The following is a 22,830-nucleotide window of genomic DNA, read 5'->3' on the forward strand; positions in this document are numbered from 1 at the left end:
ATTCCTTCATACAGGAGATTTCATAGATATCTCTAGGATTAATTGGATTTCACCCGATACCTGGATGTTCTAACACGATCCATATCGTTATTGATCCCCTGGTTTACCACTCTGCTTGCGGTAGTCCCCTGGTGTCACGCCCATAATCCGTTTAAATACTCTGCCGAAAGAGATGGCATTGGCATAACCCACTTGCAGAGCAATATCCTGAACAGCCATATCGGATGCAGACAACAGACGGCAGGCCTTTTCGACCCTCAATTTCACCAGAAAATCAACAAACTTCATCTCAAACTCTTCCTTGAACAGATAACTCGCATATTTACCCGAGATCTGGAACCGATCACTCAGATGTTTCAGCGAAAGATCCGGATCATCAAAATGCTCTTCAATATAAATCCGCAGCTCGTTGATCATCGCGCGATGACTTTTCGTTTCATTTACAGATACATAATTGCGATAAACCTCTTTAAGCCACTCCTGCAAAATCTCTTGAATTCCCTCCAGTGTCTCCACCTGCTGGATATCACTGCGAAGACGAGTCAGGATTTCCTCGGCAAATTGGCTTTGCAACCGCTCAGACAGCTCCCCGAATTCACGGGACAACATCTGGATTAACGCCTGCAGCAACATGCGAATATCGTTATCTGTAATCTGATCTTCGCTGAACGCAACAAACATCTGATCCAGCTGCGTTCGCCAACCATCACCGGTTAGTCTGAATTCACGGACAAAGTCTGCGAGCATCTGCAAATACTTGTACGATTGCAGCTCAATACGATCGGGCAGTTGCTCACTGAGAACGATGGCATCTTTACCAAGGGTAAGTCTATGCTGCAAACCCGCATCTGCACTCGCATAGGATCGAGTAATTTCCTCCCAGCCCGATACGGTTCGTCCAATCCCGAACGTAAACCGTAAGCGGAAGTTTTCCGCAATCCACATATGCATCTGCTTAGCCAGATCCATAAGCAATTCACGGTCCAGTCCTTCCTGCTCATCCGACGCAATCACCACAATAAGCCTGCGGTTCCCAAACCATTCAGCCCAACCACCGAATTGAGTCTCGTTCTGCACAAGTTCTTCCACTACGTTCATGAGCGCAATCTTCAGAATATTCTGATTGGTCGAGAGATCGTCACCATTCATCTCCGCAATGAGGACAGCAACACTCTTCGGTTCCATGAATCGTTCCTCTAGTGGTTGCAGATGGCGAAGTCGCTGACGGAACGAATCCATTCGCTCTCCTTCCATCAGGTCAACAAGCAACTGTCTGCGATGAATCAGCAAGTTTTCATGATGTTGTTTCTCATAGTCAACCGTCTGAGCAATCAGATGTTCCAGCGCACGGTCGATGAGTGCCAGTTCATCCTTGACGGATGGTGCTGCTTCATCCTCCTCAGCACGTGGCTGTAACGCCTGAATTCGATTCATGATGAGCTGGATGGGCCGCGTATTTCTGCGCGTAATGTAGATTAGTCCCGCCACTGCACCAACAATCGTTAATAATCCAATACCGATCCACACATAAGAGACAAGTGATACCCATGAATACAGCTGTCCGGATTGAATGCCGCTCTCAAAGACCAGACCAAGCTTGTCCGCAGTCACACGATTAAGGATTTCACCTGCAGAAGGGTCCATTTGATGCGCGGTATAGATCAGATTGTCGCTCTTGTCCCGAACCTGAAGAACAGATAACTTTTCATTGGTCATGTTATCAATCTGCCGTTCTACTGCATACATGCGGATGGTAATGACGAGCAGTCCTTCCCCGCCCCACGGCAAAGGAAGCCACTTATTCATGCTAATCACCTGTGAAGGTACGTCGAAGGAACGTTCCTTATAATCACGTGGCAAGTTCCAACCGAGATTCTCCCGATCTTTCAAAGCTTGCTCAATATAGGCGCGATCTTCAAAATCTTCCAAACGCATCATGCCTCTGGGCGTAAGAATCTGGGAATCGGACATGCGATAGAGATAAATGGATTGAATCATATCCTGCTGATCCAGCATACGTCCCAGCCCACTTGCTGCATCATAGATGAATTGACTCGATAATTGTCCCTGTTCAGCTTCCAGAAAGCGACTATATGTTTTGTTCGCACCAATGTCTTCAAGCAAGCGAAGTTCAATGTCACTTAGCGATCGCTCCAGTGTATCCACGATATAGCGGGTGGAGATCATGTCGGCTTTTTGTGTTTCGTTACGTGAGAGTTCGTTGACAATCAGGAAGGAGAGAAAGATCAGAATGGAAATCGTAAGCAGAAAAATAGGAAAATACGAATACATCAACTTGGTGTGCCAATTCCGCTTCAGATTTACTTTCATAGGCTCCAACTCCTTCCATCTCTATTCTAATGAGTATGCTCTTCTCTGTTCTTTGGCCTGCCTGCTGACGATATACAGAATCACTGATCCTAGTGCCGCACTGATCGTGCAAGCCAGATACATCAGTGATGGACCGCCGGAATCGAGTAAATATCCGTTAAGCATATTACCAACAATTCCGCCCAGGCCAGCAAACACCATGTTAAATAAACTTTGTCCTGTGGCTTGCATCTCCCGTCCCGTAACGGAAGCCACATATTCCACTGCTGCGATATAGAAGAATCCGAAGGATAACCCATGCAGCACCTGAACGCCAATCATGACCTCAGGTGTCGGCCATAGCCATTGTATCCCCCAACGTAACATATACGCCCCGGCTGCAAGCAGCATCGTCCGTTCATGTCCCCATTTTCGGAGTATGAATGCTGCTGCCAACATGGATGGAACATTGGTAATCGATGCAAGCAATAGCGCTGTACCTGTCATCGTCACAGAACCGCCAGCCATCTGAAATGAAATAACAAAAAAGGAGTTAAACGCAGTGAGCGTTTGGTTAACCAGGAAACAACCTGTTAGAAATAGAAGGAATGTCCGGTTTCGGAGCAATCTTGCCAAACCTACGGAGAAGGTTACCGAGGACGAGGAGATACTCGTCTGCCGGGGAAGTGTACTTGCCAGTATAGCGCTCAGAATGTTAAACAGGAGAAATGGCAGCCATAACATGTGAATGGAAAACTGGGAGAGATACATCCCTGCGGCAAATCCACCAACTCCCGTTCCTATGCTGCCGAAGAGTCGGATCATGCCATATGAGGTGTTTGCGGCTCTCGCGGCTGTAACCGCATAGGAGTCAGCAACGGGTATTTGAGTCACTTGGAATATAGTGCATAAAGTATAAATCAATATTAATATAAAGTACACTTGAATATTGTAGAAGTACGCTAACGATGCAGGAACAAGCAGGCTTATCACCAGGACGAACCGTGTCTTTTTAAACTTATCTACCAGAATTCCCCATATAGGTTGAAGAATAATGGATACAAGTGTGCCAAACGCCATGATAAATCCGGTTTCTTTACTGGAAAAACCTTGTGCAACCAAAATGGGATTAATGTACGGGTTAAACATCCCCCCGGCAAGCCCCATAAACAGATATAGGCCCTGCAATTGGAGTAAAACACGTTTTGCATCATTGGAATCGGCTTTTGTTTTCTCTGTGTAAGCCTTCATATGTCTGCTTCTCATCCGGATCTCCATCCTTTATTTCTGTAGTTGCTTCGCCTATTCTCTATTTTTATGTGCGTTTCAGACTCGACTTGATTGCAGCCAATGCCCCGATTGCTCCTGCTTTGTTCCCCAGTTCAGCTACAGCTAAAAGTGTAGGCAGAACGGTGTAACGTTGGAGGCGTGTGCGCACTTCATTTAGATAATAGGATGGGTTGGATGCAGCCACGCCACCACCGATCACTATGATGGAAGGATTGAGTAAAGCCGTAATATTCGCCAAACCTCTAGCCATATAACGCATGGGCAGTTCCAGAATCTCCAGGGCAGCAAGATCACCTGACTCGGCTGCTTTGAATACATGCCTGGCTTCAATCTGTTCCGCTTCCCCTCCTGCCAGACTCATGATCAGGGATAAGGAACTTCCCTTTCCAGCAGCAAAATAACGCCTCGCCTGTTCGGTAATTCCCGTACCTGAAGTCACTTGCTCAAATACGCCAAAGGAATCCGCATCTGCAACGTAACCGGTATGAAGCCCTTCGTCTCCTGCAATGAAATGCCCAATCTCACCTGCTGCTCCATTCTGGCCGCTGTAGAGCTGTCCATTCAGGATAAGAGCAGCTCCAATGCCTGTTCCAACCGTGACCATCACACAGTGTTGATGTCCCTGTGCTGCCCCTTGATCATATTCTCCCATTGCAGCCAGATTCACATCATTGTCCAACATGATATTCCCGCTATAATACTTTGCAATCACAGGGCGAATATCATGCTCAGGCCACTGAAAAGCTGGAGCATTTCGCAGTATTCCCTCCTCCTGCAAAATCACACCAGGGAATCCCAAGCCTACACCGTTAAGTTGATCCAGACTGCATCCAACTTCGCGGCAGAATGTTTCCAATTCAGCGAATAACCATCGGAAGAACTCATCCGGCTGATCACTGGCAAGAGTAGGAAAGATACGTTCATGAACTTCACTTCCAGCCTGTTGTGATGACATGAGCATTAATGTTTTGGTGCCTCCAATGTCAACACCTGCTATCCAACCGGATCGATCACCTCCAACCGTACCATCCTGATTGGACAGATCATCATTACTTACGTTTTTCACGGATTCTGTCATCCCGTTTTCCTCCTCACATGTTGTATATCCATTCTCTTAGTCCAACGCTTCCTGCTGAAGGTTCAGCATCGTTTGTTGGATGGCCACCTGCACCGCACCAGTGACAACAGCCTGCTCACCAAGCTTGGAGCAGATTAACTGTGGTTGCACCGGGAATTGCTCAGATATGATCTGCCTTAGTACAGGCAATAACACATCGCCGTTCCCTCCTACGCCTCCGCCAAGCACAATGAGATCTGGAGCAAGCACAACGCTAATCTGACGCAGAGCTGAAGCAATCATCTGGCTGTATTGTTGTAGAATGTCTAACGCCTCAACTTCTCCACTGCGTGCAGCTTCAAATAACTTTTCGGGAGTCAGGTATCTGTGAAGATCATCTGCAACTATATGTACTTTTCCATCCACATCCGCGTCCATATCAGAAGAACCAGCTACTTCCATTAGTTCATCGTGCGGATTAAGATGAAGATTCGCCAGTTGCATCAGACCATCAGCTGATAACACTTCCTCCAGACGTCGACCATCCTCCATCAGCATCTCTGCAATCTCTCCAGTTAAGCCACCAAGACCTCGTAGCAGTTGGCCATCTACCATGATGCCAGCTCCCGTCCCTGTACCGATGGAGAAAAAAACAAACAAGGGATAACCTGCTGCTGCACCACTCCGATACTCCCCAAGTGCCGCAAGATTCACATCATTTTCCAGGATTACTTCACAGGGAAAAGCTCCTGACAACGACTCTAGAGAGAAAGCTTCTTCCAGACCCGCTAACGGGTCCACAATACGATGGATACGCCCTGAATCAGGCAGCACTACGCCTGGTATACCAAACCCGATGCACTGAATCTGATCCCAGTTCAGATGATTCTCATCAAGCAATTCGTTCATATGGCTTCGAAGAAGGTCCAGCATCGTTGCTTCTGCTCGTTCATAAACTTTTTGAACAACCATGGGATATGTTTGATAGGTAATGATCTCTCCATTCAGATCGGATAATGCAATCCGAATACGTGTTGCGCCGATATCTATACCACAGACATAATAAGCCGTTTCATTGAAACGAATGAGGGTTGCTTTGCGACCCTGAGCGTTGTCAGCTGGCCCCATTTCCCTTACCAGATTACGGTTAATCAGATGTTCGACTGCCAAAGACACCGTTGGTTTACTAAGTCCTGTCTGACGGCTGATATCCGCTCTCGACATGGTCCCCTGAGTTATCAGGGCATCCATAATGAGATTTTCATTCAGATTGCGGATAAATTGCGGTGTGCCAGCCATGCTATCGCCTCCTCTTATAGTTAGTTAAGTTTATTAACAAATTAATTAAATTCAATATATCATCGTGCTTGGTAGGTGTACAGCTTTTTGTCATTGCACTCTCTTACTAGAAAGAACCAACCTTCACCTGTAACACAAAAGCCTAATAAAGGAATTATTATACAATAATAGACGTTTATACATTTCCGAAACAGTGACGCGGTCATATAATACCTTATCACGATCAGGGAGGTTTTAATATGTATAGAAAACATCATAAATGTCATCATCCAAGACCAAAGTGTTTTTACAAAAAAATTACGAAAACTTGTGTTACCAAAATCAAATATGTCCCTACAAAGTGTAAAAAACATTGTTGTGTCACTGTTGAATATTGTCCAGTCAAAAAAAGAAAACATTATTAATATTCTTTTGCCCTTCTCTATAGAGAAGGGTTCTTTCTATTTGAACTAGATTAATACCGGATACCATTAACCTATCAAAAAAGTTGCGGTGATATTTCACCGCAACTCCTTTCTTCCTTATATACATATTCATTAAGTTTTGGAGAGTTCAATAAATCCTTCACCGAATACATCACGCACGTCATGAATGGTGATAAAAGCAATCTCATCTTCCGCTCGTACAATCTTCTTCAGCATAGAAACTTCCTGCTTACTAATCACAATGTATAGAATTTCTTTCTTATTTTTCGTGTAATAGCCATGACCAGACAGGACGGTTACTCCGCGATCCATCTTCTCAATAACTTGCTTCGCGATTTCATCCTGTTTGGAAGAGATAATCATGACTGCTTTTTTCGGATTGAGCCCTTCAATAATGAACTCCATTGTTTTGGTTCCGACAAACAGCAAGACAATTGTACACATTAATCCTTGTGGCCCAATGATGAAGTATGAGGAGAAAGCCACAATCAGATCGAAGAACAGAAGTCCGTAACTGATATTCCAATCCAGATATTTGTTGGCAAGTCGGGCCAGGATCACTGTTCCCGCCGTTGTGCCTCCCACTCTAACAATTAAGCCAATACCAAGACCGGCAAATACTCCAGCAAAAATGGTATTGATCCAGAGTTCATCCGATGCAATCGTCCAACTCTCCGTCAGATGCAGGAACAACGAGTTGAATACCACCGCAATAATCGTATATACCGTAGTCGTTTTATCAAGAAACCGATATCCCACAATTAACAAAATACCGTTCAGAATCAAGTTCATCAGTCCAGGGGACCATTCAAACAGGTAATACAAAATAATCGTGATACCCGTGACGCCGCCTTCAGCCAAATCGTTCGGGATGACAAACAGGTTCACCGCCAGTGCAAACAGAAATGCACCTGCCATAATAAATAGGATATCCGTAATTCGTTTCTTCATTATGCATTCCATCCAATCCATCAGAAATCAACCTAATCGACCCGTCTCATAAGTTGTCATAACCACTCAAAGATAGATTTTACCATGCTCTCAACAAAATTTGTATACATAATACAAATTGTTGCGTAATTTGTGCAAAGGAATTTGTAAAACCTGCTCTTCCGTCTTCTGCAGAGCTATTGAGCATCATACACCCATGACAAATGTCATGGTCCGTCATTGATATTCATCATTACAGAAGGCTGACGTTTATGACTTACTGTCATGTTCGGATTGTTTTACAATGATAAAAATGCTTCCTACAGGAAAGTCTAGCGGGAAACGCCAAGTTGTAGCTGATTACAGTTATAACGATTGAGGAGGACACAATTTTATGAACAGATCAAAAGAAATGGCCTTAAAAAAAGAAGTTACCCCTTACGAAAAAAATGATCTCAGATTAAGTATCCGTCAGTTAATCAATACATTGCTCCCGCTCTTCTTGTTATGGGCTGCAGCTTACTTTAGCTTATCGGTTTCCTACTGGCTGACCTTCCCGATTGCTTTGGTGGCATCCGGATTTGTACTTCGGACCTTTATTATTTTCCATGACTGCTGTCATGGTTCGTTCTTCAAGAGCAAACGCGCCAATGATATTCTCGGTACCATTACGGGTGTATTAACAGTCACACCTTATCAGCAGTGGAAAAACGAGCATTCTATCCATCACGCGACAAGCAGTAATCTTGACAAACGTGGTGTAGGTGATATCTGGGTTATGACGGTTGACGAATACAAAGCAGCTTCTCCTTGGGGACGCCTCTTCTATCGGATTTATCGTAACCCGTTTGTATTGTTTTGTATCGGACCTATCTACGTGTTTCTGTTGGCTTACCGTTTTAACCGCAAAGGTGCAAGACGTAAAGAACGTATCAACACACATCTGACTACAGTATTAATCGTAGTGCTCTATGCATTCATGTCCTGGTTAGTCGGATGGCAGGCTTTTGTAATGGTGCAGGCACCTATCTTCTTCTTCTCCGGTTTCTTTGGTATCTGGCTGTTCTACGTTCAACATCAGTTCGAAGAGACGTATTTTGAACATGAAGATGAGTGGAGTTATGTAAAAGCAGCTGTTGAAGGCAGTTCTTATTACAAATTGCCAAAATTATTGCAATGGATCAGTGGTAATATCGGGTTTCACCATGTGCATCACTTGAGCCCACGTGTACCTAACTATTTCTTGGAAGAAGCACATAACGCAACACCACCCTTGCAAAAAGCAACTACTATTACACTACGTTCCAGTCTGGTTGCCCTTCGCTTCCGTCTGTGGGATGAAGATTCTAAACAGTTTATTAGCTTCAGACAGCTCAAAAACTTGTCCCGCAAGCCGTATGTTCAACCGCCTATCCGAGTAACGAATCCAGCGGGTCTGACAGAGAAGCCTTAACTCTGTCGGATTCGTTTTCTTGTGTTCAAGCCATAGTCATGCTACAGTCATGCTAAAGTTGAGTACAAGTGCAAGGAGGAGAATTACATTCAAAAGTGGATGCAGATTTTTTATAAAAATACAGGGTTAAATCCTTATGTATGGCTCGTCTTTTTCATCCTGCCCTTCTATTACATTTCACAATATTCCAAATTATGGACGATGGTAACAGGTATTATTATCATTCTCGTTTTCTTCGTCTGTTATCTGCTCGCTTTCATCACCAAAGGCTGGCAGGTATACATGTGGATTGGATTGCTCATTGCCATATCCATTACGATGACGATCGCCTATGATTATGCCTACTTCTCATTGTTTCTTGCTTTTTTTATTGGGAATATTAAAAATAAAGCCGGTTTCTTCACCTTATACTCGGTGAATTTGGGAGCCAGCTTCCTAACCATTAATTATGGTTTTATCAATCAGAGTTCATTGCTCGTGAGTCAGTTCCCGTTTGTATTCATCAGCTTAATGGCCTCCATCCTGCTCCCAATCAGTACGTATAACAAAAACAAAACTGAACATTTGGAAGGCCAATTGGAGAATGCGAACAAGCGACTTGATGATCTCGTAAAAATGGAAGAACGCCAGCGTATCGCTCGTGACCTGCACGATACACTTGGACAGAAGCTCTCTCTCATCGGTCTGAAAACCGATCTGGCGAGACGGCTGCTCCGCAATAATCCCGATCAGGCCGAGATTGAATTGAACGACCTTAGACAAACGGCAAGCACAGCTCTGAAAGAGGTCCGGGAAATGGTCACCACCATGCGTGGTACACAATTGGTTGATGAACTGTTTCGAGCGGAGCAGATTCTGAAGGCCGCTTCGATTGATTTTGTGCTGGAAGGCAATCCGAAGTTACAGGATACATCACAATTGAATGAAAATGTGCTCGGTATGTGCTTGAAAGAAGCCGTCACCAATGTCGTCAAACACAGTCAGGCAACAACCTGTACCATCATCATTAAGGAAACCCTAGCGGATAATGTATTAACCGTTCAAGATAACGGTGTTGGAATAGAACGAACTCGCAAACAGGATCGGCGCGGAACAGGAATTTTGGGCATGAAGGAACGACTTGAATTTGTGAACGGTTGTCTGGATATTCGCTCTGCGACAGACATCCCGGGTACAGCGATCATTATTCATGTTCCAAAACTCGTCCGCAAACCGATAAAGGAGGCAGAATCATGATTAGAATTGTAATCGCGGAAGATCAGCGCATGATGCTCGGCGCCTTGTCCTCCCTCCTCAATCTGGAGGAAGATATGGAAGTCGTCGGACGTGCCAGCAACGGCCAGGAAGCCCTCTCCCTTGTCCAGGAGCTTGCACCAGACATCTGTCTGATGGATATAGAAATGCCCGTGAAAAGCGGCCTTGAAGCCGCAGAAGAACTCAAAGGAATGAGCTGTAAGGTCATTATCCTGACCACTTTTGCCCGGACCGGATATTTCGAACGTGCCCTAAAGGGCGGTGTCCGTGGTTACCTGCTCAAAGACAGTCCAATTGAAGAACTTGCCGAGTCGATCCGCCAAGTTATGAATGGCAGACGCATCTTCGCTCCCGACTTGGTAGATGAAGCTTATGTAGAAGAAAACCCCCTGACAGAACGGGAGAACGCCGTACTAGGCCTCATGGCAGATGGGAAAAACACCAAGGAAATCGCCGGGCATCTTTTCATCACAACGGGAACAGTGCGTAACTACATCTCCATTATTCTCAACAAGTTAAATGCCAGTAACCGCATTGAGGCCATCACTCGCTCCAAGGAAAAAGGGTGGTTCAAATGAAAGTACCGCTTTAACCCACTGAAACAAAAATAAACATGTGTCCCGGCTGCATAAGCTGCGATAACATACTCAAAATAAAAAGCTTGGCCCAGCAATTTCTTCCTGGGCCAAGCTTTTTTATGTGTATCGTCACAATCCAACACTCATCTCTTCTACATTGCAGAATATCCGTAAAACACTTAAGATTTCACAGATACAACCATGCCAAGAGCTTCTAATGGCACTTGATCGGTCTTAAGCTGATGAATTTGGTTACCGTCCTGCCATGAGATCGTTACATGAACAGACTTTCCACCATTTGGATATTCAACCTTGATATACCCTTTATCTTTGGGTACAGGCAACGTATTTGACTCCAGGTACTCCACCATTTTCTTCGCTATGCCCAGATTATTCATTTCATCTTCGGAAACCGAACGAATTTCCAGCGTCCATCTACCTTCTTGCCAAGTCAGATATTGACTGCCTGCGGCACCTTCACTGATGCCTTTGATGCCATGTCCCAGATCCACTGCCATATCTGCTGGAATATCTTTCAGGTCCGTCTCAGGGAAAATTTCTGACTGATTCGGGTCCTTATAGGTCTTCACTTCATAGGAAGCCAGTACAGGTATCTTACTGTCGGATGCAGTTAAAGATTGATCATTAATGGCAACAGACTGAGTGGTAGCGTAGAAGTTTACCTTAAATGCATCAGCAGTATTGGACAGTATTGCAGCACCCAAAGATGTACCCTTGTCCAATGTGAATGAAGTGGGTAACGCTGCATCCTTCATCTTCAACTGGTTGCGAACTTGCTTGATCACATCATTCACACCTGATTGACCCGTGGCAACTTGGTTGTCATTTGCCTTCGATCCTGATGTGTCTTCATTATCTGTTGTGCCCGTGTTCTCTTTGGTTCCTGTTTCATTTTCATTAGAGAAATCAGCACCACCGCTGCCGGTCTCGGTCTGCTCACCCACTGTTGTCGTTGGTGAAGAACTATTCTCTGAAGATGCTGCATTTGAATCCGGTCCTCCACATCCTGCCAGAGCAAGTAAAACGGCTGTCGTTACTGGAATCGTGATCCATAATGGTTGTTTCTTCATGATGTGTGCCTCCTTCGTTGTAGCCAATCTGTAGAAAAATTAAAAAGATTAACGCTTGTCGTTCCAGAAGTTAACCGGCTGCACTTTTTTGCTTAATACTTCAAAACGATACCCTTCTGCCTTCAATGTTTTCAACACTTGCGGTAATACTTTCAGCGTTGCTTCCTGGTCGTGCATAAGCACAACTGGTGTTGTTCCGCTCTTTTGCACATTGTGGATTTGCTTCATTACACTGTTATAGACTTTCTGGTGATCTTTCTTGTATTTCCAGTCTTCCGAATCGACATTCCAATCCCATAGATGGAATCCACCCTGGCCCAGCAGTACATTACGGAATGCCGGTTTGAGATAAGGTTTACTACCATATGGCGTTCGCACGAGACTTGTTTTAACTCCGGCAACCTTGTTCAGACTTACATTGGCCTGCTGCATCTCTTTTAATCCGCTATATGCAGATTTATAGAATTTGCTTGGAACGTGAGACACACCATGCAGACCCAACCCATGCCCGTCAGCTACGATTCGTTTGGTAGCCTTCTGAAATTTCTCCATTTGAGGACCCAGCATGAAAAACGTTGCCTTCGCATTATACTGATCCAGAATATCCAGTAACTGACCCGTATGAGCGGTTGGCCCATCATCAAACGTCAGGTATATGATTTTGGAATTTACTTTGCTTGCACCATCCTTGGATGCAGCTGATTTGGCAGATACCGACTGCGGCAATAAGAGTGGAATGATTAGTAAAATAGCAAGTGTGACCATGATAGATTTACGAATATGTAGCATAATTAAAAGTCTCCCTTATGTGTTATATTTCCCCGGGTGTCCATGTTTTTCTACCTTCATCCCTTGGCGATTAATCCTAATACTATCAAAGATAGTGGCTCCTGTTCTCGCTCCAAAGGCTACGGTAGAGTTACACTTTTGTCAGATAAACCTAAAATTTAATACGAATTTGATAGATTTGCGCAAAATAAGATCCCGCCAGGATAGATCAATTGTGACATATCCTCTATTACCCACATTCAGAATTTTGATAGACTATTACTCCAATTCAAGCAAATCAATACAATCATTAAATATCGTTGCATGCAAAAAAACCTGCACAAGTGCAGGCTTCTATGTCTTCAATCAGCATATGGCATCAAACCATCATCCCTTGCAAGGAGATTGCCCCCATTGCATTCAGGATCATTACCTTATGCTGTATGTACATGGTGTTTTGACGCTGGAATCTTATCGACTCCTACGTAAAAGTTATTCAGCAGGAGCAGTGAACGAACGTTTGCCAAACTCGGCATCCAGCATGTAGAAGGCATTGCTGTCTTTTTCAATGCGGCGCAACTTCTGAATAATGTTGTCAAACAATGCTTCCTCTTCAACCTGCTCATCAATGAACCATTTCAGGAAATACATCGTTGCATGTTCACGTTCATTCAGAGCGATGTCAGCCAGATTGTAGAATTTTTTCGTGTTTTGCTGTTCATGAGCATAACCATGCTCAAATACATCCAGCATCGAAGCATATTCATTCTTCGGTTCTGGCAAAGCCGCAAGTGTGGCACGTTGACCACGATCATTCAGGAATTTGTATATTTTCATGCCATGGAATCGCTCTTCTTCCGCTTGCACGATAAAGAAGTTCGCAAATCCATCCAGACTTTTGCTGGAACAATAAGCTGCCATAGCCAGATATACATGAGCGGAATAAAACTCAAAGTTCATCTGTTCATTTAAAGATTCTGTTAACGTTTGGCTCATAATCAAAACACCTCTTTCTTTCTCTAGGGATGGTTATATTCTAACATAACGTAAGCAGGACTAACACCGATTTTCTACAAAATTCGCCAATGACTGAACGAACAAAAAAGCTCTGCCATGATGGCAGAGCTTCTTTCATTCTTTAGAGATATGCAATTATACCAAGAACGCTTTGGAGATGATAACCAACAGGATGAACAGAACCAGAATGGCACCTACAGAAGTGAAACCTCCGTATCCGTAGCCTCTTGTTTCTCCACCTAATACTTCGCTCATTGACCGTACCTCCTCTGCAACAGGTATGGGTTATCTTATGCAGGAAGAACGACTTTGACAGGGCGGATGCCCTAATTATTCAGATTGCTATTTTTTTCGTTCAGTACCGGGGAGATTGCACACGCATGATATCCAGAAAAGGTACCTTCGCTGTGAACTCTTCTTCGGTATACTCTACATGCACTAGTCGTGTACGGGAGTCCATTTTGACGATGACTCCTTGTACCTGATCTTCCTTGCCCCATACCGTCAACAGTACTTCCGAACGTTCCCGAAAGGCTTCAACCAGCTGGTTTCCCAACTCTTCAAGTTCAAACTCATCCCGTGTAGGTCTTTTTGCTACTTTTGCTTTTGCCAATGTGGCTGCCTCCTCTACTCCGACGTCCCGATTCCACGGGTTGATTGCCGAGTTCATATTCAATTAGTATACCATTCATTTACGTTCGTGTAATCTCATGGCATCCAGAATGAGCAAATTCCTCAGGCAAGTTACCGTTAACCGTGATACCTCCTATTCTTCTCCATACTCCACAATGATGCTGTACTCATTCGATCGGGTTTCGCCAGCGCGTTTTTGTCCATTCCATTCATACGTGTACCTAGCAATCAAGGCTCCTTGCAGCGTCCCCGTCTTCTCAGAAGCTAACTTCGCTACATAGGAGATGTTCTTTTCCGTTCCAGGCTCAATCACACCCACATGCAGAACCCGTGGTGTGGAATACTCTGGTAAGCTCAATTGGATCTCACCCGTAGCTTGCCCAAGCCATCTGGCACCCTCAGGTAAAATGCTCCCAAGTTGTACACGTGCCGGCAAATTGCCCGTATTCTCCACACGTACCTGAAAAGTGACGGTACCTCCCTGCTCGACCAATGTGGGTGTCACTTGAACATAAGCCTGAATTATCGGCGCTTTTAATTCGACCACAGCTTCATTGGATGTAATCATCCGCTGCACTGATCGTGAATCCGGCAATCGAAATGTATACATCAGGCTAGCATGATTCACATACCTGTAATCATCAGGCATCGAATCATCTCGATCTGGAAGTTTCGCTTCAAACTGAATATTCAGAACCGACCGGGCTGTCAACATCCCCAGATTAAGCCCTCTAGCTAGATTGGTTCCGGGACGTTTAACCCCATTCCAGCCCAAACTGCCTTCGACAAACGTCAAACCTGTTGGCAGTACATCCAAGAGAATTCCATCCACCGCATAACTGCTTGCATTGGAGACGGTAATATTATATTGGACGGCATCACCCAATGTGGCCGTTACCGGGAGCACACTTTTCAGCACAGAGACCTGGGGCTGTATAACTTCCAGGGTAACCTGATTGGAGTAGACCGTCTCCTGCTGTCCTGCCGAGATATACGCCAGTACAGCTACACTTGATATTCCGTTCGCATCGCTTCCCCCCATAACCTGAACCCGATATTGTATCCTCATTGAGCTTCCGGGCAAAATCTCTCCAAGTTGTATGCCCGTATCAGGCGTTACTTGTGGCGCAAACATTTCATCTACGATGACACTCGCAGGTATAAAAACAATACCTTGTGGCAAAGAAATCGTTACTTGGGCATTCGTGGCTGTAATAAAACCCGGATTGCTCACGATGACGGTGTACATGACAATATCCCCTGAGAAGGTATAGATGTGATCCGCCTGAAAGGAGATCTCCAGCCGGGATGAGACCATATTGACCTCCACGATATTGGATTGTTCCACACCCGTAACCGTTCTGCCTTCCGGTGTCAAAAACTCATAGTTAACCTGTGCCTGATTCAGCAGCTTCAGTGTCTCAGGTAAACGTAAGATTACAACTTGGAAGTGGTACCGCAACATGGCTCCGGGCGCGATTTCAGCTGGAGGCAATCCTCTCTCCGGTGATGCTCCCGGTAACGGAATACCATCACGCAATACACTGTTGGGAAGCAGTGCCGTCTCTGCAGATAGCTGATCCAATAGGTGCACTAGGGCCGTAAGATTTCCGGTGTTAACAATTTCAACACGGTAGATAAGAGACTGCCCCAAGGCAGCCTCTGTGACATTGCACACTTTTCTGACTTCAAGCCTGGGGCCGATCCACGGTGTTACAACCGTATTCGAATAGGATACCTGTTCCAGTTCAGTCGCACCCGAGCTGAATCGAACCAGGGACTGATTCTTTAGCCAGTGGGACAACGGACCGGAAGATTGGCTCATATCACCACAACCTCTACTCTGAATGTAACCGTAACGGAAGCACCCGCAGCAATCGAACCAAGCGTGATGCCTGTATTCGGATTCCCTGTTGGTCTTGGCACACCATCCACCGTAACACTTCCTGGCACAAATACTGTACCGACAGGTACCGGGTCAACCATGACCACATTATTCACCACTTCAATGCCGCTATTGGTTACTACAACCGTATAGGTGATTACATCACCAACAACAGCATCAATGGCACTTGTGCTTTTGGCAACAACAACATTTGGTGCGGATACCGGGATAACCAGAACATTCGAAGATACGGTCCCCGTCAACAGACGGCCATCGGGTGGACTAAATGTATAGTTGGCCACCGCCTGGTTAACCAGTTGCTGATCCTGCGGCAACGTATCTACAGTCACTTCGAGGGTAACCGTTACAATAACCGTACCTCCGGACGGTATGGCACCCACAGCGATACCCGTCTCCGGATTGGCACCTGGCTGTGGAACACCATCAATCAGAACACTGTTGGGAAGCAGTACGGCTCCATTCGGTATATTGTCCGTTAATGTCAAAATTGCATCAAGATTCCCGCTATTGTTAATGGCAAAAGAATAGGTGATGGTGTCACCAATCGTTGCATTGGAAGTGCTCCCCGTTTTGGTTACGGCAATAATCGGCTGATAGATTGGTGTTACAACCGTATTGGAATACGCTGCTCCCGAGAAGACACCCGATGTGAAACTTACGGAAGACTGACTGCTCACTTGTGGTGGTGTTGGAAGCGTATTGACCCGCACTGCATACGATACCGCTATCGATGCTCCAGGCGCCAAACTACCAAGAGCTATGCCCAGCGCAGGGTTGGCCAAGGCACGTGGGACGCCGTCCACCAGAACACTGCCTGTAACAAATGTGGTGGCTGGGTTAATCGGATCGGTGATCACAATGTTGTTTACCGGGTCAATTCCTTCATTGGTCACAACCATCTCGTATACAATCGTATCGCCCACCACAGCATCAATCACCGGAGTAGTCTTCACAACGCTGACATTCGGAGCAGATACCTGAATGTTGAGTGCGTTGGACGTAATCGTGCCTCCAAGTGTTCTTCCATCAGGCAATGTATACGAAAATGTAGCAGAAGCCTGATTGGTGATGGACTGGCTCAAAGGTAACGTCACAATCACAACGGAGAAGGTAACTAGAGTTGTTGTGGAAACGACACCAAGCGGAATACCCGAAGCCGGATCTGCACCTGGTGCAGAAGCCCCGTTAATAATAACGCTATTTGGAACAAGCTCTGTTCCTGCTGGAATGGTATCGGTCAACGTGACGGATGCCCCATAGTTCCCGGCATTGGAGATGGCGATGCTGTACACAACGGTATCCCCTACCGTTGCTATCGTCTGATCTCCCGTTTTGACTGCCGACAGAATAGGTTGATAGACCGGAGTTGTAACCGTATTGGAGAATGTGGTCGCTGAGAAAACACCTGATGTAAAGCTGACCGTGGACTGATTGTTTAACACTGCACTTGCCGGGAGCGCCGTAACCTGCACACTAAATACAACGGTTACCGTAACACCAGGTGCGATGGAACCAAGTGTTATTCCCGTAGAAGGATTGGCACCAGGGCGCAGAACACCATCGACAAATACGCCGGTTGGCGCAAGAACGGTACTTGTCGGCACTGCATCCGTGAAAACCACATTGTTCACCGTTGCAATTCCGTTATTGGTTACAGCGATGCTATACGTTACGACATCACCAACAGATACCGCCGTTGAAGTTGTGGATTTGACGACATCGACATCCGGTGCCGATACGGTAATGGTCAGCACATTGGATAGAACGGACTCCGTGATGTTCCGCCCATCCGGCAATGTATATGATAGAGCTACCGTAGCCTGATTCACCAGTTGTTGCGGACTTGGCAGCGTATCAACAACTACTGAAAAGGTAATGGTGGTCGTAGCTCCAGGAGCCACATTGCCTGCGGGGATGCCCGTTGCTGGATTTCCTGCTGGCAGTGGTTGACCGTTCACAATAACGCTATTTGGAACAAGGATGGTTCCGGCTGGAAGGTTATCTGTCAGGTTAATCTGGGATCCATAGTTTCCCTGATTGCTCACGGTTATCGTGTAGCTGACCGTATCCCCAACGGTAGCGTTTTGTGTACTGGCTGTTTTTTGTGCTGAAAGAATAGGCTGGTACACCGGAGTGACCACGGTATTAGAGAAGGTTGTGCTTGAGAATGTACCTGAGGTAAAACTGACCGTAGAGCGATTGCTCAACTGATTGCTTGGCGGGATCACGTCGACACGGATACTGAACGTGACCGTTGCGGACGTTCCGGGCCCCAATGTCCCAAGGGATACCCCACCTGCTGGATTGGCTCCAGGTTGCGCAACCCCATTCACTGTGACACTCCCTGTTACAAAGGAGGCTCCAGCTGGAATCGGGTCCGAAAACTGAATATTGTTCACCGGTGCAATTCCGCTGTTGGTCACCAGAATGGAATAGGTCACCGTATCGCCTACCGTAGCCGCAGTGGAAGCTGTGCTTTTGACAACAGCGACGTTTGGTGACGAGACTGGAAACGTGAGCGTATTCGAAGTGGCTGAGCCAGTCAATGTTCGCCCATCTGGAGGTGTAAATGTAAAGGATGATGTAGCAAAATTGCTAAGCTGCTGCGGAGATGGAAGTGAATCCACAACAACGGCAAACGTGACAACAGCCGTCGCCCCCGCTGCTACAATGCCTACCGGAATGCCTGCTGCTGGCGTCGCTCCAGGCTGTGGCACACCGGATACAACCACACTGTTGGGTACTAAAGTAGTCGCAGCAGGAATGGTATCTGTCACGGTAACATTTGCCTCCAGATTGCCTGTGTTGCTGACCGTTACCGTGTATACAACCGTATCACCTACGGTCGCATTTATGGTATTTGCCGTTTTGACAAGTGAAATCTGCGGTTGTATGACCGGAGTCTGAGTGGTATTGGACGATGATGACCCTGAAAATGAACCGGATGTGAAGCTGACCGTCGACTGATTGTTAATCTGCGAAGGAATCGGCATGGTAATCGTCACCTCAAAAGTTACGGTAACCTCGGCTCCTGGAGCCAACGTACCGATTGGAATGCCGGCTGTCGGATTGGAGAGCGGGAACGAAGTCCCGTTCACAATGACACTTCCGGGTACAAATGGGGTATTTGAAGGAAGAGGATTGACATATACCACATTATTAACGGCTACTGTGCCGTTATTACGAATAACAGATGTGTATCGAATGACATCCCCGACTACGCCGTACTCTACATTGTCACTGTTAACAATCGTAACATTGGGTAGAGACACTGGAATAGTGATGGTGTTTGATGACGAGAGACCGGCAATCGTTCTACCACTTGGAAGCGTGTAGGCAAACGAAGCAACCGCCTGATTAATTAACTGTCTTGCATCTGGCAAACTGGTAACCGTCGCAACAAAGGTGACCGTTGCACCTGAGCCCGCAGCAATCTCTCCTAGACTGATTCCTATTTCCGGGCTGAGCCCAGGTGTAGGTACGCCATTAATAATGACACTATTTGTGCTGAATACTGCTCCTGCTGGAATGGGATCTGTCAAGGTAACCGATGCAGCTATATTACCTGTATTGTTTATCTGGATGGTGTAATTAAACGTATCGCCTACCGTCAAACTTGTTGTACTTGCTGATTTCACCACTTGAATCACTGGCAGAAATATGGGGGTATTTACTGATACGGAAGAAGAAACACCATTAAAACTGCCTGATGTAAATGCTGCATTGGCCCGGTTACTAACCAAACCTGTGGATGGAACAGAATTCACTCTGGTCTGATAGGTCACAGTTACACTACTTGAGCTATTCAATGTACCCACTGCGATTCCCGCAACGGGGCTTGCGCTGGTAACAGCAGATCCATTAATCGTGACACTACCCGGGACAAATTCAGAGCCGGATGGTGCATCCGAAATCACCAGATTTTGTACTGCACTAATTCCTGCGTTTGTTGCAACAACGGTATACGTAAGTACATCTCCTACTGTCGCATCCGGTGTATTTACTGTTTTACTAATAGAAATATTCGGAGCCGATGCAGATATACGAACGATATTGGATAAGCTGCTGCCTGAGAGATTCCGTCCACTTGGAAGCTGGTACGTATAACTTGCAGTCCCTTGATTCTCCAGTGTCGGGGGAGTCGGAAGTGTGGTGAGTGTAGCGCGAAACACCACCGTAGCCGTAACTCCCGGCAGGAGGCTGCCCAGTGTTATTCCGGTTAATGGGCTGGTTCCAGGACGTGCAGTACCATTCACGGTTACCGAATTCGGGACAAACGTCAGCCCCGCTGGAATCGTATCGGTCACATTCACTTGAGTCGCTATGTTCCCACTGTTCATGACCACAAGTGTGTATGCAATCTGATCCCCCAGTGTCGCATTGGTTTGGCTTGCCGACTTGTTGATCCCGACAACAGCTTGGTATACAGGGGTTGTAATGGAATTGGAGTTGGAAATACCCGTGAACGCACCTGAGCTATACGATACTACCGCTCGGTTGACTAATGAACCCGAAGCAGGCTGGGACTGCACATTCACCTGAAACGTCACCGTTGCAGAACTTCCGGCCGCCAATGTCCCAATAGAGATTCCACTGCTCGGATTCGCAGACGGTACGGCAGTTCCCCTTACGGTTGCACTACCGGAAACAAATGTTGTTCCAGCAGGGAGCGCATCTGTAAGTACCACATTGTTAATCACCTGAATACCGCTGTTGGTAGTAACTACGGTGTACGTGAAAGTCTCCCCGACAGCAACATCGGTAACGGATGCTGATTTTACCGTGTTCACATTGGGCAATGTTACCGGGATTGTTAAGGTATTCGAGGCGATGTTTCCCGTGATCGTCCGACCATCGGGTGAATTGAAGGAATAAGAAGCCGTAGCCTGATCCACAAGAGTCGGAGGTGTCGGCAAGCTTGTTACAAGTACCTGAAAGGTCACGGTATTGGCACTTCCTGCCGCGAGGCTCCCCAGATTAACGCCGGTAACCGGATTGGCGCCAGCAATCACATTTCCATTCAGAAGAAAGCTTCCTGCTACATATGAGCTACCACTTGGAATGTTATCCCTCAACGTAACGTTGGCAGCAACATTCCCTCCGTTGTTCACTTGGAGTGTATAGGTTACCAGGTCACCCACCGTGGCATTGGTAGTACTCGCCGATTTCACAATGGACAGGTTTGGCGAATAAACAGGAAGGGTGGAGTTATTGGACGGAATAACTCCGGTAATGACCGGCCCCCCTGCTACACTTTGAAATGTAAAGGCTGCATTGGCCGAATTCACTAGTTGCAGGATGCTTGCATCCTGACCGATGAGTGCTCGATAGGTTACAACGACACTGCTGGATAAAGTTAACGAACCCAGCGGAATGCCTGCCGTCACATCAAGTGTTGGACGAGGTACACCTGCAACCGTGACACTGCCTGGAATAAAGGTAAGCCCTGCAGGAAGTGAATCGGATAAAACAACACTGGCCGCACTCGCAGTGCCTGCATTGGTAACGGTAACCGAATATAGAATACTATCCCCGGCAACTGCACCGGCGGCGACCGTTGCCTTAGCCAATGTGATCTTGGGTGCATTAATATCAACTTGAATTGCATTGGCGTTGACAATGTAGGCATCCCCCGAGGTCGTTAATGTCAACACCGCAGATGACTGGTTATTGATCAGTCTTGCTGAAACATCCACATTGGTAATATCCCAGCCTTGACGTCCACCGATAATATTGGTACCTGGAGCTCCGTTGATCTGATTTCGTGTCCCAAACGTTCCGGTTGTATTAAGCGCTCCGGTATCTCCGTTAATCTGAGAAGCAAAAAAGTTCGCAGCTAGATTATTGGGCCCGGACAAAGCAACCGATGTAGCTGAGGTTGGCCCGAATAATGCCTGGTCACCGGTCCGGTTCGCGTCGCCCTCCTGCGCACTGAACAGTATTCTTCCTCCCAATACACCGGAAAGGGGCGTTGCAAATCCAGTCAGTGTGGTAACGACAGGGGGTGAAGTAGATTGAACGAGTACGCCCCCTGCACGCAAAGACATGTTGCGAAAAGGCAGATTGGGATTCTGATAAATGACCCCAAGTGTCCATCCCGCATGATTGGCCGTGGAATCATTTGTAATAACAATAGTTCCTACCACTGCTCCGGTGATATATGTACCTGCTCCCCCATTTTGTACAAGTGTCGTCACATTGGCGGAACGTACATAGCCAGCAGCACCGCCCCCAAGATCGAATTGATTGTAGGTAAGTGGATCTGGGGTGACACTGGAAGTCCCTGCGGGTGTAATAAACGTAACCGGATTGTTGATGGCAGCACTCAGATTGACTGTACCATTGATGTAACTGCCGCCCCAGATCAATTCTGCATATAGAACGGTACTTCCAGCAGGTAGTGTAAGAATGGCTGCTGAACTGTTGCTCTGATACAGGCTTGTAGTTCCCAGTGGATAGGTGCCGTACTGGAGGCTGGTGTTGGTTGTGATAAAACCTCCAATACTGTCCTGTGTTCCAGGTACCCCCGCTGTTTCCGAACGACTCAGTCCAAGCGTATTTCCTGTAAATGTAATTGCTCCCGTAGCATTAACGGTTGAACGAACGACAAGAGGAATGAAGATCACCTCCCCTTCATCAATGATTTCCTACATATGGAACGGAGCCATGTATATAGTCTATGAGTGTATCGTTGAGTTTTGTTTGTCCTCCACAAAAAGTTTGTGACAACTCGAAACTTCTGTGAGTCTTGTTCTCATATAACAGTTAAATACATTTGCGTTTTGTTCATTGTCATTTATAATCATCATATACGAGAGT

General features: G+C 46.3%; 15 protein-coding genes. 3 read left to right on the forward strand and 12 right to left on the reverse strand.

What is annotated here, in order from left to right; genetic code table 11:
* Positions 1-87 precede the first annotated feature (87 nt).
* From MHI14_RS18110 to MHI14_RS18130, 5 genes are all read right to left on the reverse strand, one after another.
* Positions 88-2,331: a helix-turn-helix domain-containing protein gene (locus tag MHI14_RS18110; RefSeq protein ID WP_341130953.1), complete on the reverse strand. Its 2,244-nt coding sequence runs from the start codon at positions 2,329-2,331 to the stop codon at positions 88-90.
* A 21-nt stretch (positions 2,332-2,352) separates the two neighbouring features.
* Entirely contained in the window at positions 2,353-3,576 is a 1,224-nt protein-coding gene (locus MHI14_RS18115) for an MFS transporter (RefSeq protein ID WP_240661826.1), read from the reverse strand.
* A 49-nt stretch (positions 3,577-3,625) separates the two neighbouring features.
* Positions 3,626-4,678, reverse strand: a complete 1,053-nt coding sequence (locus MHI14_RS18120) for an ROK family protein (RefSeq protein ID WP_341130954.1) — start codon at positions 4,676-4,678, stop codon at positions 3,626-3,628.
* 36 nt (positions 4,679-4,714) lie between these two features.
* Positions 4,715-5,956 carry an ROK family transcriptional regulator gene (locus MHI14_RS18125; RefSeq protein ID WP_341130955.1) on the reverse strand — a complete coding sequence of 414 codons (1,242 nt, stop codon included), beginning with the start codon at positions 5,954-5,956 and terminating at the stop codon, positions 4,715-4,717.
* 536 nt (positions 5,957-6,492) lie between these two features.
* The gene (locus tag MHI14_RS18130; protein WP_062834072.1) at positions 6,493-7,332 is read right to left on the reverse strand and encodes a YitT family protein; all 840 of its coding nucleotides are present in this window, start codon (positions 7,330-7,332) and stop codon (positions 6,493-6,495) included.
* 373 nt (positions 7,333-7,705) lie between these two features.
* Here MHI14_RS18130 and MHI14_RS18135 point away from each other — a divergent pair, with 373 nt between their 5' ends.
* From MHI14_RS18135 to MHI14_RS18145, 3 genes are all read left to right on the forward strand, one after another.
* A complete protein-coding gene (locus tag MHI14_RS18135) occupies positions 7,706-8,764 on the forward strand; it encodes a fatty acid desaturase (protein ID WP_091016855.1) in 1,059 nt (352 codons plus the stop codon).
* Between the two features lie 87 nt (positions 8,765-8,851).
* Positions 8,852-10,000: a sensor histidine kinase gene (locus tag MHI14_RS18140; protein ID WP_133384507.1), complete on the forward strand. Its 1,149-nt coding sequence runs from the start codon at positions 8,852-8,854 to the stop codon at positions 9,998-10,000.
* Entirely contained in the window at positions 9,997-10,596 is a 600-nt protein-coding gene (locus MHI14_RS18145; protein WP_289392230.1) for a response regulator transcription factor, read from the forward strand. The genes MHI14_RS18140 and MHI14_RS18145 overlap by 4 nt, the downstream gene beginning before the upstream one ends.
* Positions 10,597-10,775: 179 nt before the next feature.
* Here MHI14_RS18145 and MHI14_RS18150 read toward each other — a convergent pair whose 3' ends face one another.
* From MHI14_RS18150 to MHI14_RS18180, 7 genes are all read right to left on the reverse strand, one after another.
* Positions 10,776-11,687: a hypothetical protein gene (locus MHI14_RS18150; RefSeq protein WP_341130956.1), complete on the reverse strand. Its 912-nt coding sequence runs from the start codon at positions 11,685-11,687 to the stop codon at positions 10,776-10,778.
* A gap of 48 nt (positions 11,688-11,735) precedes the next feature.
* Positions 11,736-12,476: a polysaccharide deacetylase family protein gene (locus tag MHI14_RS18155; RefSeq protein WP_249910925.1), complete on the reverse strand. Its 741-nt coding sequence runs from the start codon at positions 12,474-12,476 to the stop codon at positions 11,736-11,738.
* Between the two features lie 471 nt (positions 12,477-12,947).
* Positions 12,948-13,451: a ferritin gene (locus MHI14_RS18160; RefSeq protein ID WP_076217026.1), complete on the reverse strand. Its 504-nt coding sequence runs from the start codon at positions 13,449-13,451 to the stop codon at positions 12,948-12,950.
* Positions 13,452-13,607: 156 nt separating this feature from the next.
* Entirely contained in the window at positions 13,608-13,727 is a 120-nt protein-coding gene (locus tag MHI14_RS18165) for a hypothetical protein (RefSeq protein WP_017688846.1), read from the reverse strand.
* Positions 13,728-13,827: 100 nt separating this feature from the next.
* The gene (locus tag MHI14_RS18170) at positions 13,828-14,085 is read right to left on the reverse strand and encodes a YolD-like family protein (RefSeq protein WP_036608707.1); all 258 of its coding nucleotides are present in this window, start codon (positions 14,083-14,085) and stop codon (positions 13,828-13,830) included.
* Positions 14,086-14,238: 153 nt separating this feature from the next.
* Positions 14,239-15,930 carry a DUF11 domain-containing protein gene (locus MHI14_RS18175; RefSeq protein WP_341130957.1) on the reverse strand — a complete coding sequence of 564 codons (1,692 nt, stop codon included), beginning with the start codon at positions 15,928-15,930 and terminating at the stop codon, positions 14,239-14,241.
* Positions 15,927-22,628: a DUF7507 domain-containing protein gene (locus MHI14_RS18180; RefSeq protein WP_445670373.1), complete on the reverse strand. Its 6,702-nt coding sequence runs from the start codon at positions 22,626-22,628 to the stop codon at positions 15,927-15,929. Before MHI14_RS18180 ends, MHI14_RS18175 begins: the two co-directional genes overlap by 4 nt.
* Positions 22,629-22,830: the final 202 nt, after the last annotated feature.

The organism is Paenibacillus sp. FSL K6-2393, assembly GCF_038002545.1.
GTDB lineage: Bacteria > Bacillota > Bacilli > Paenibacillales > Paenibacillaceae > Paenibacillus.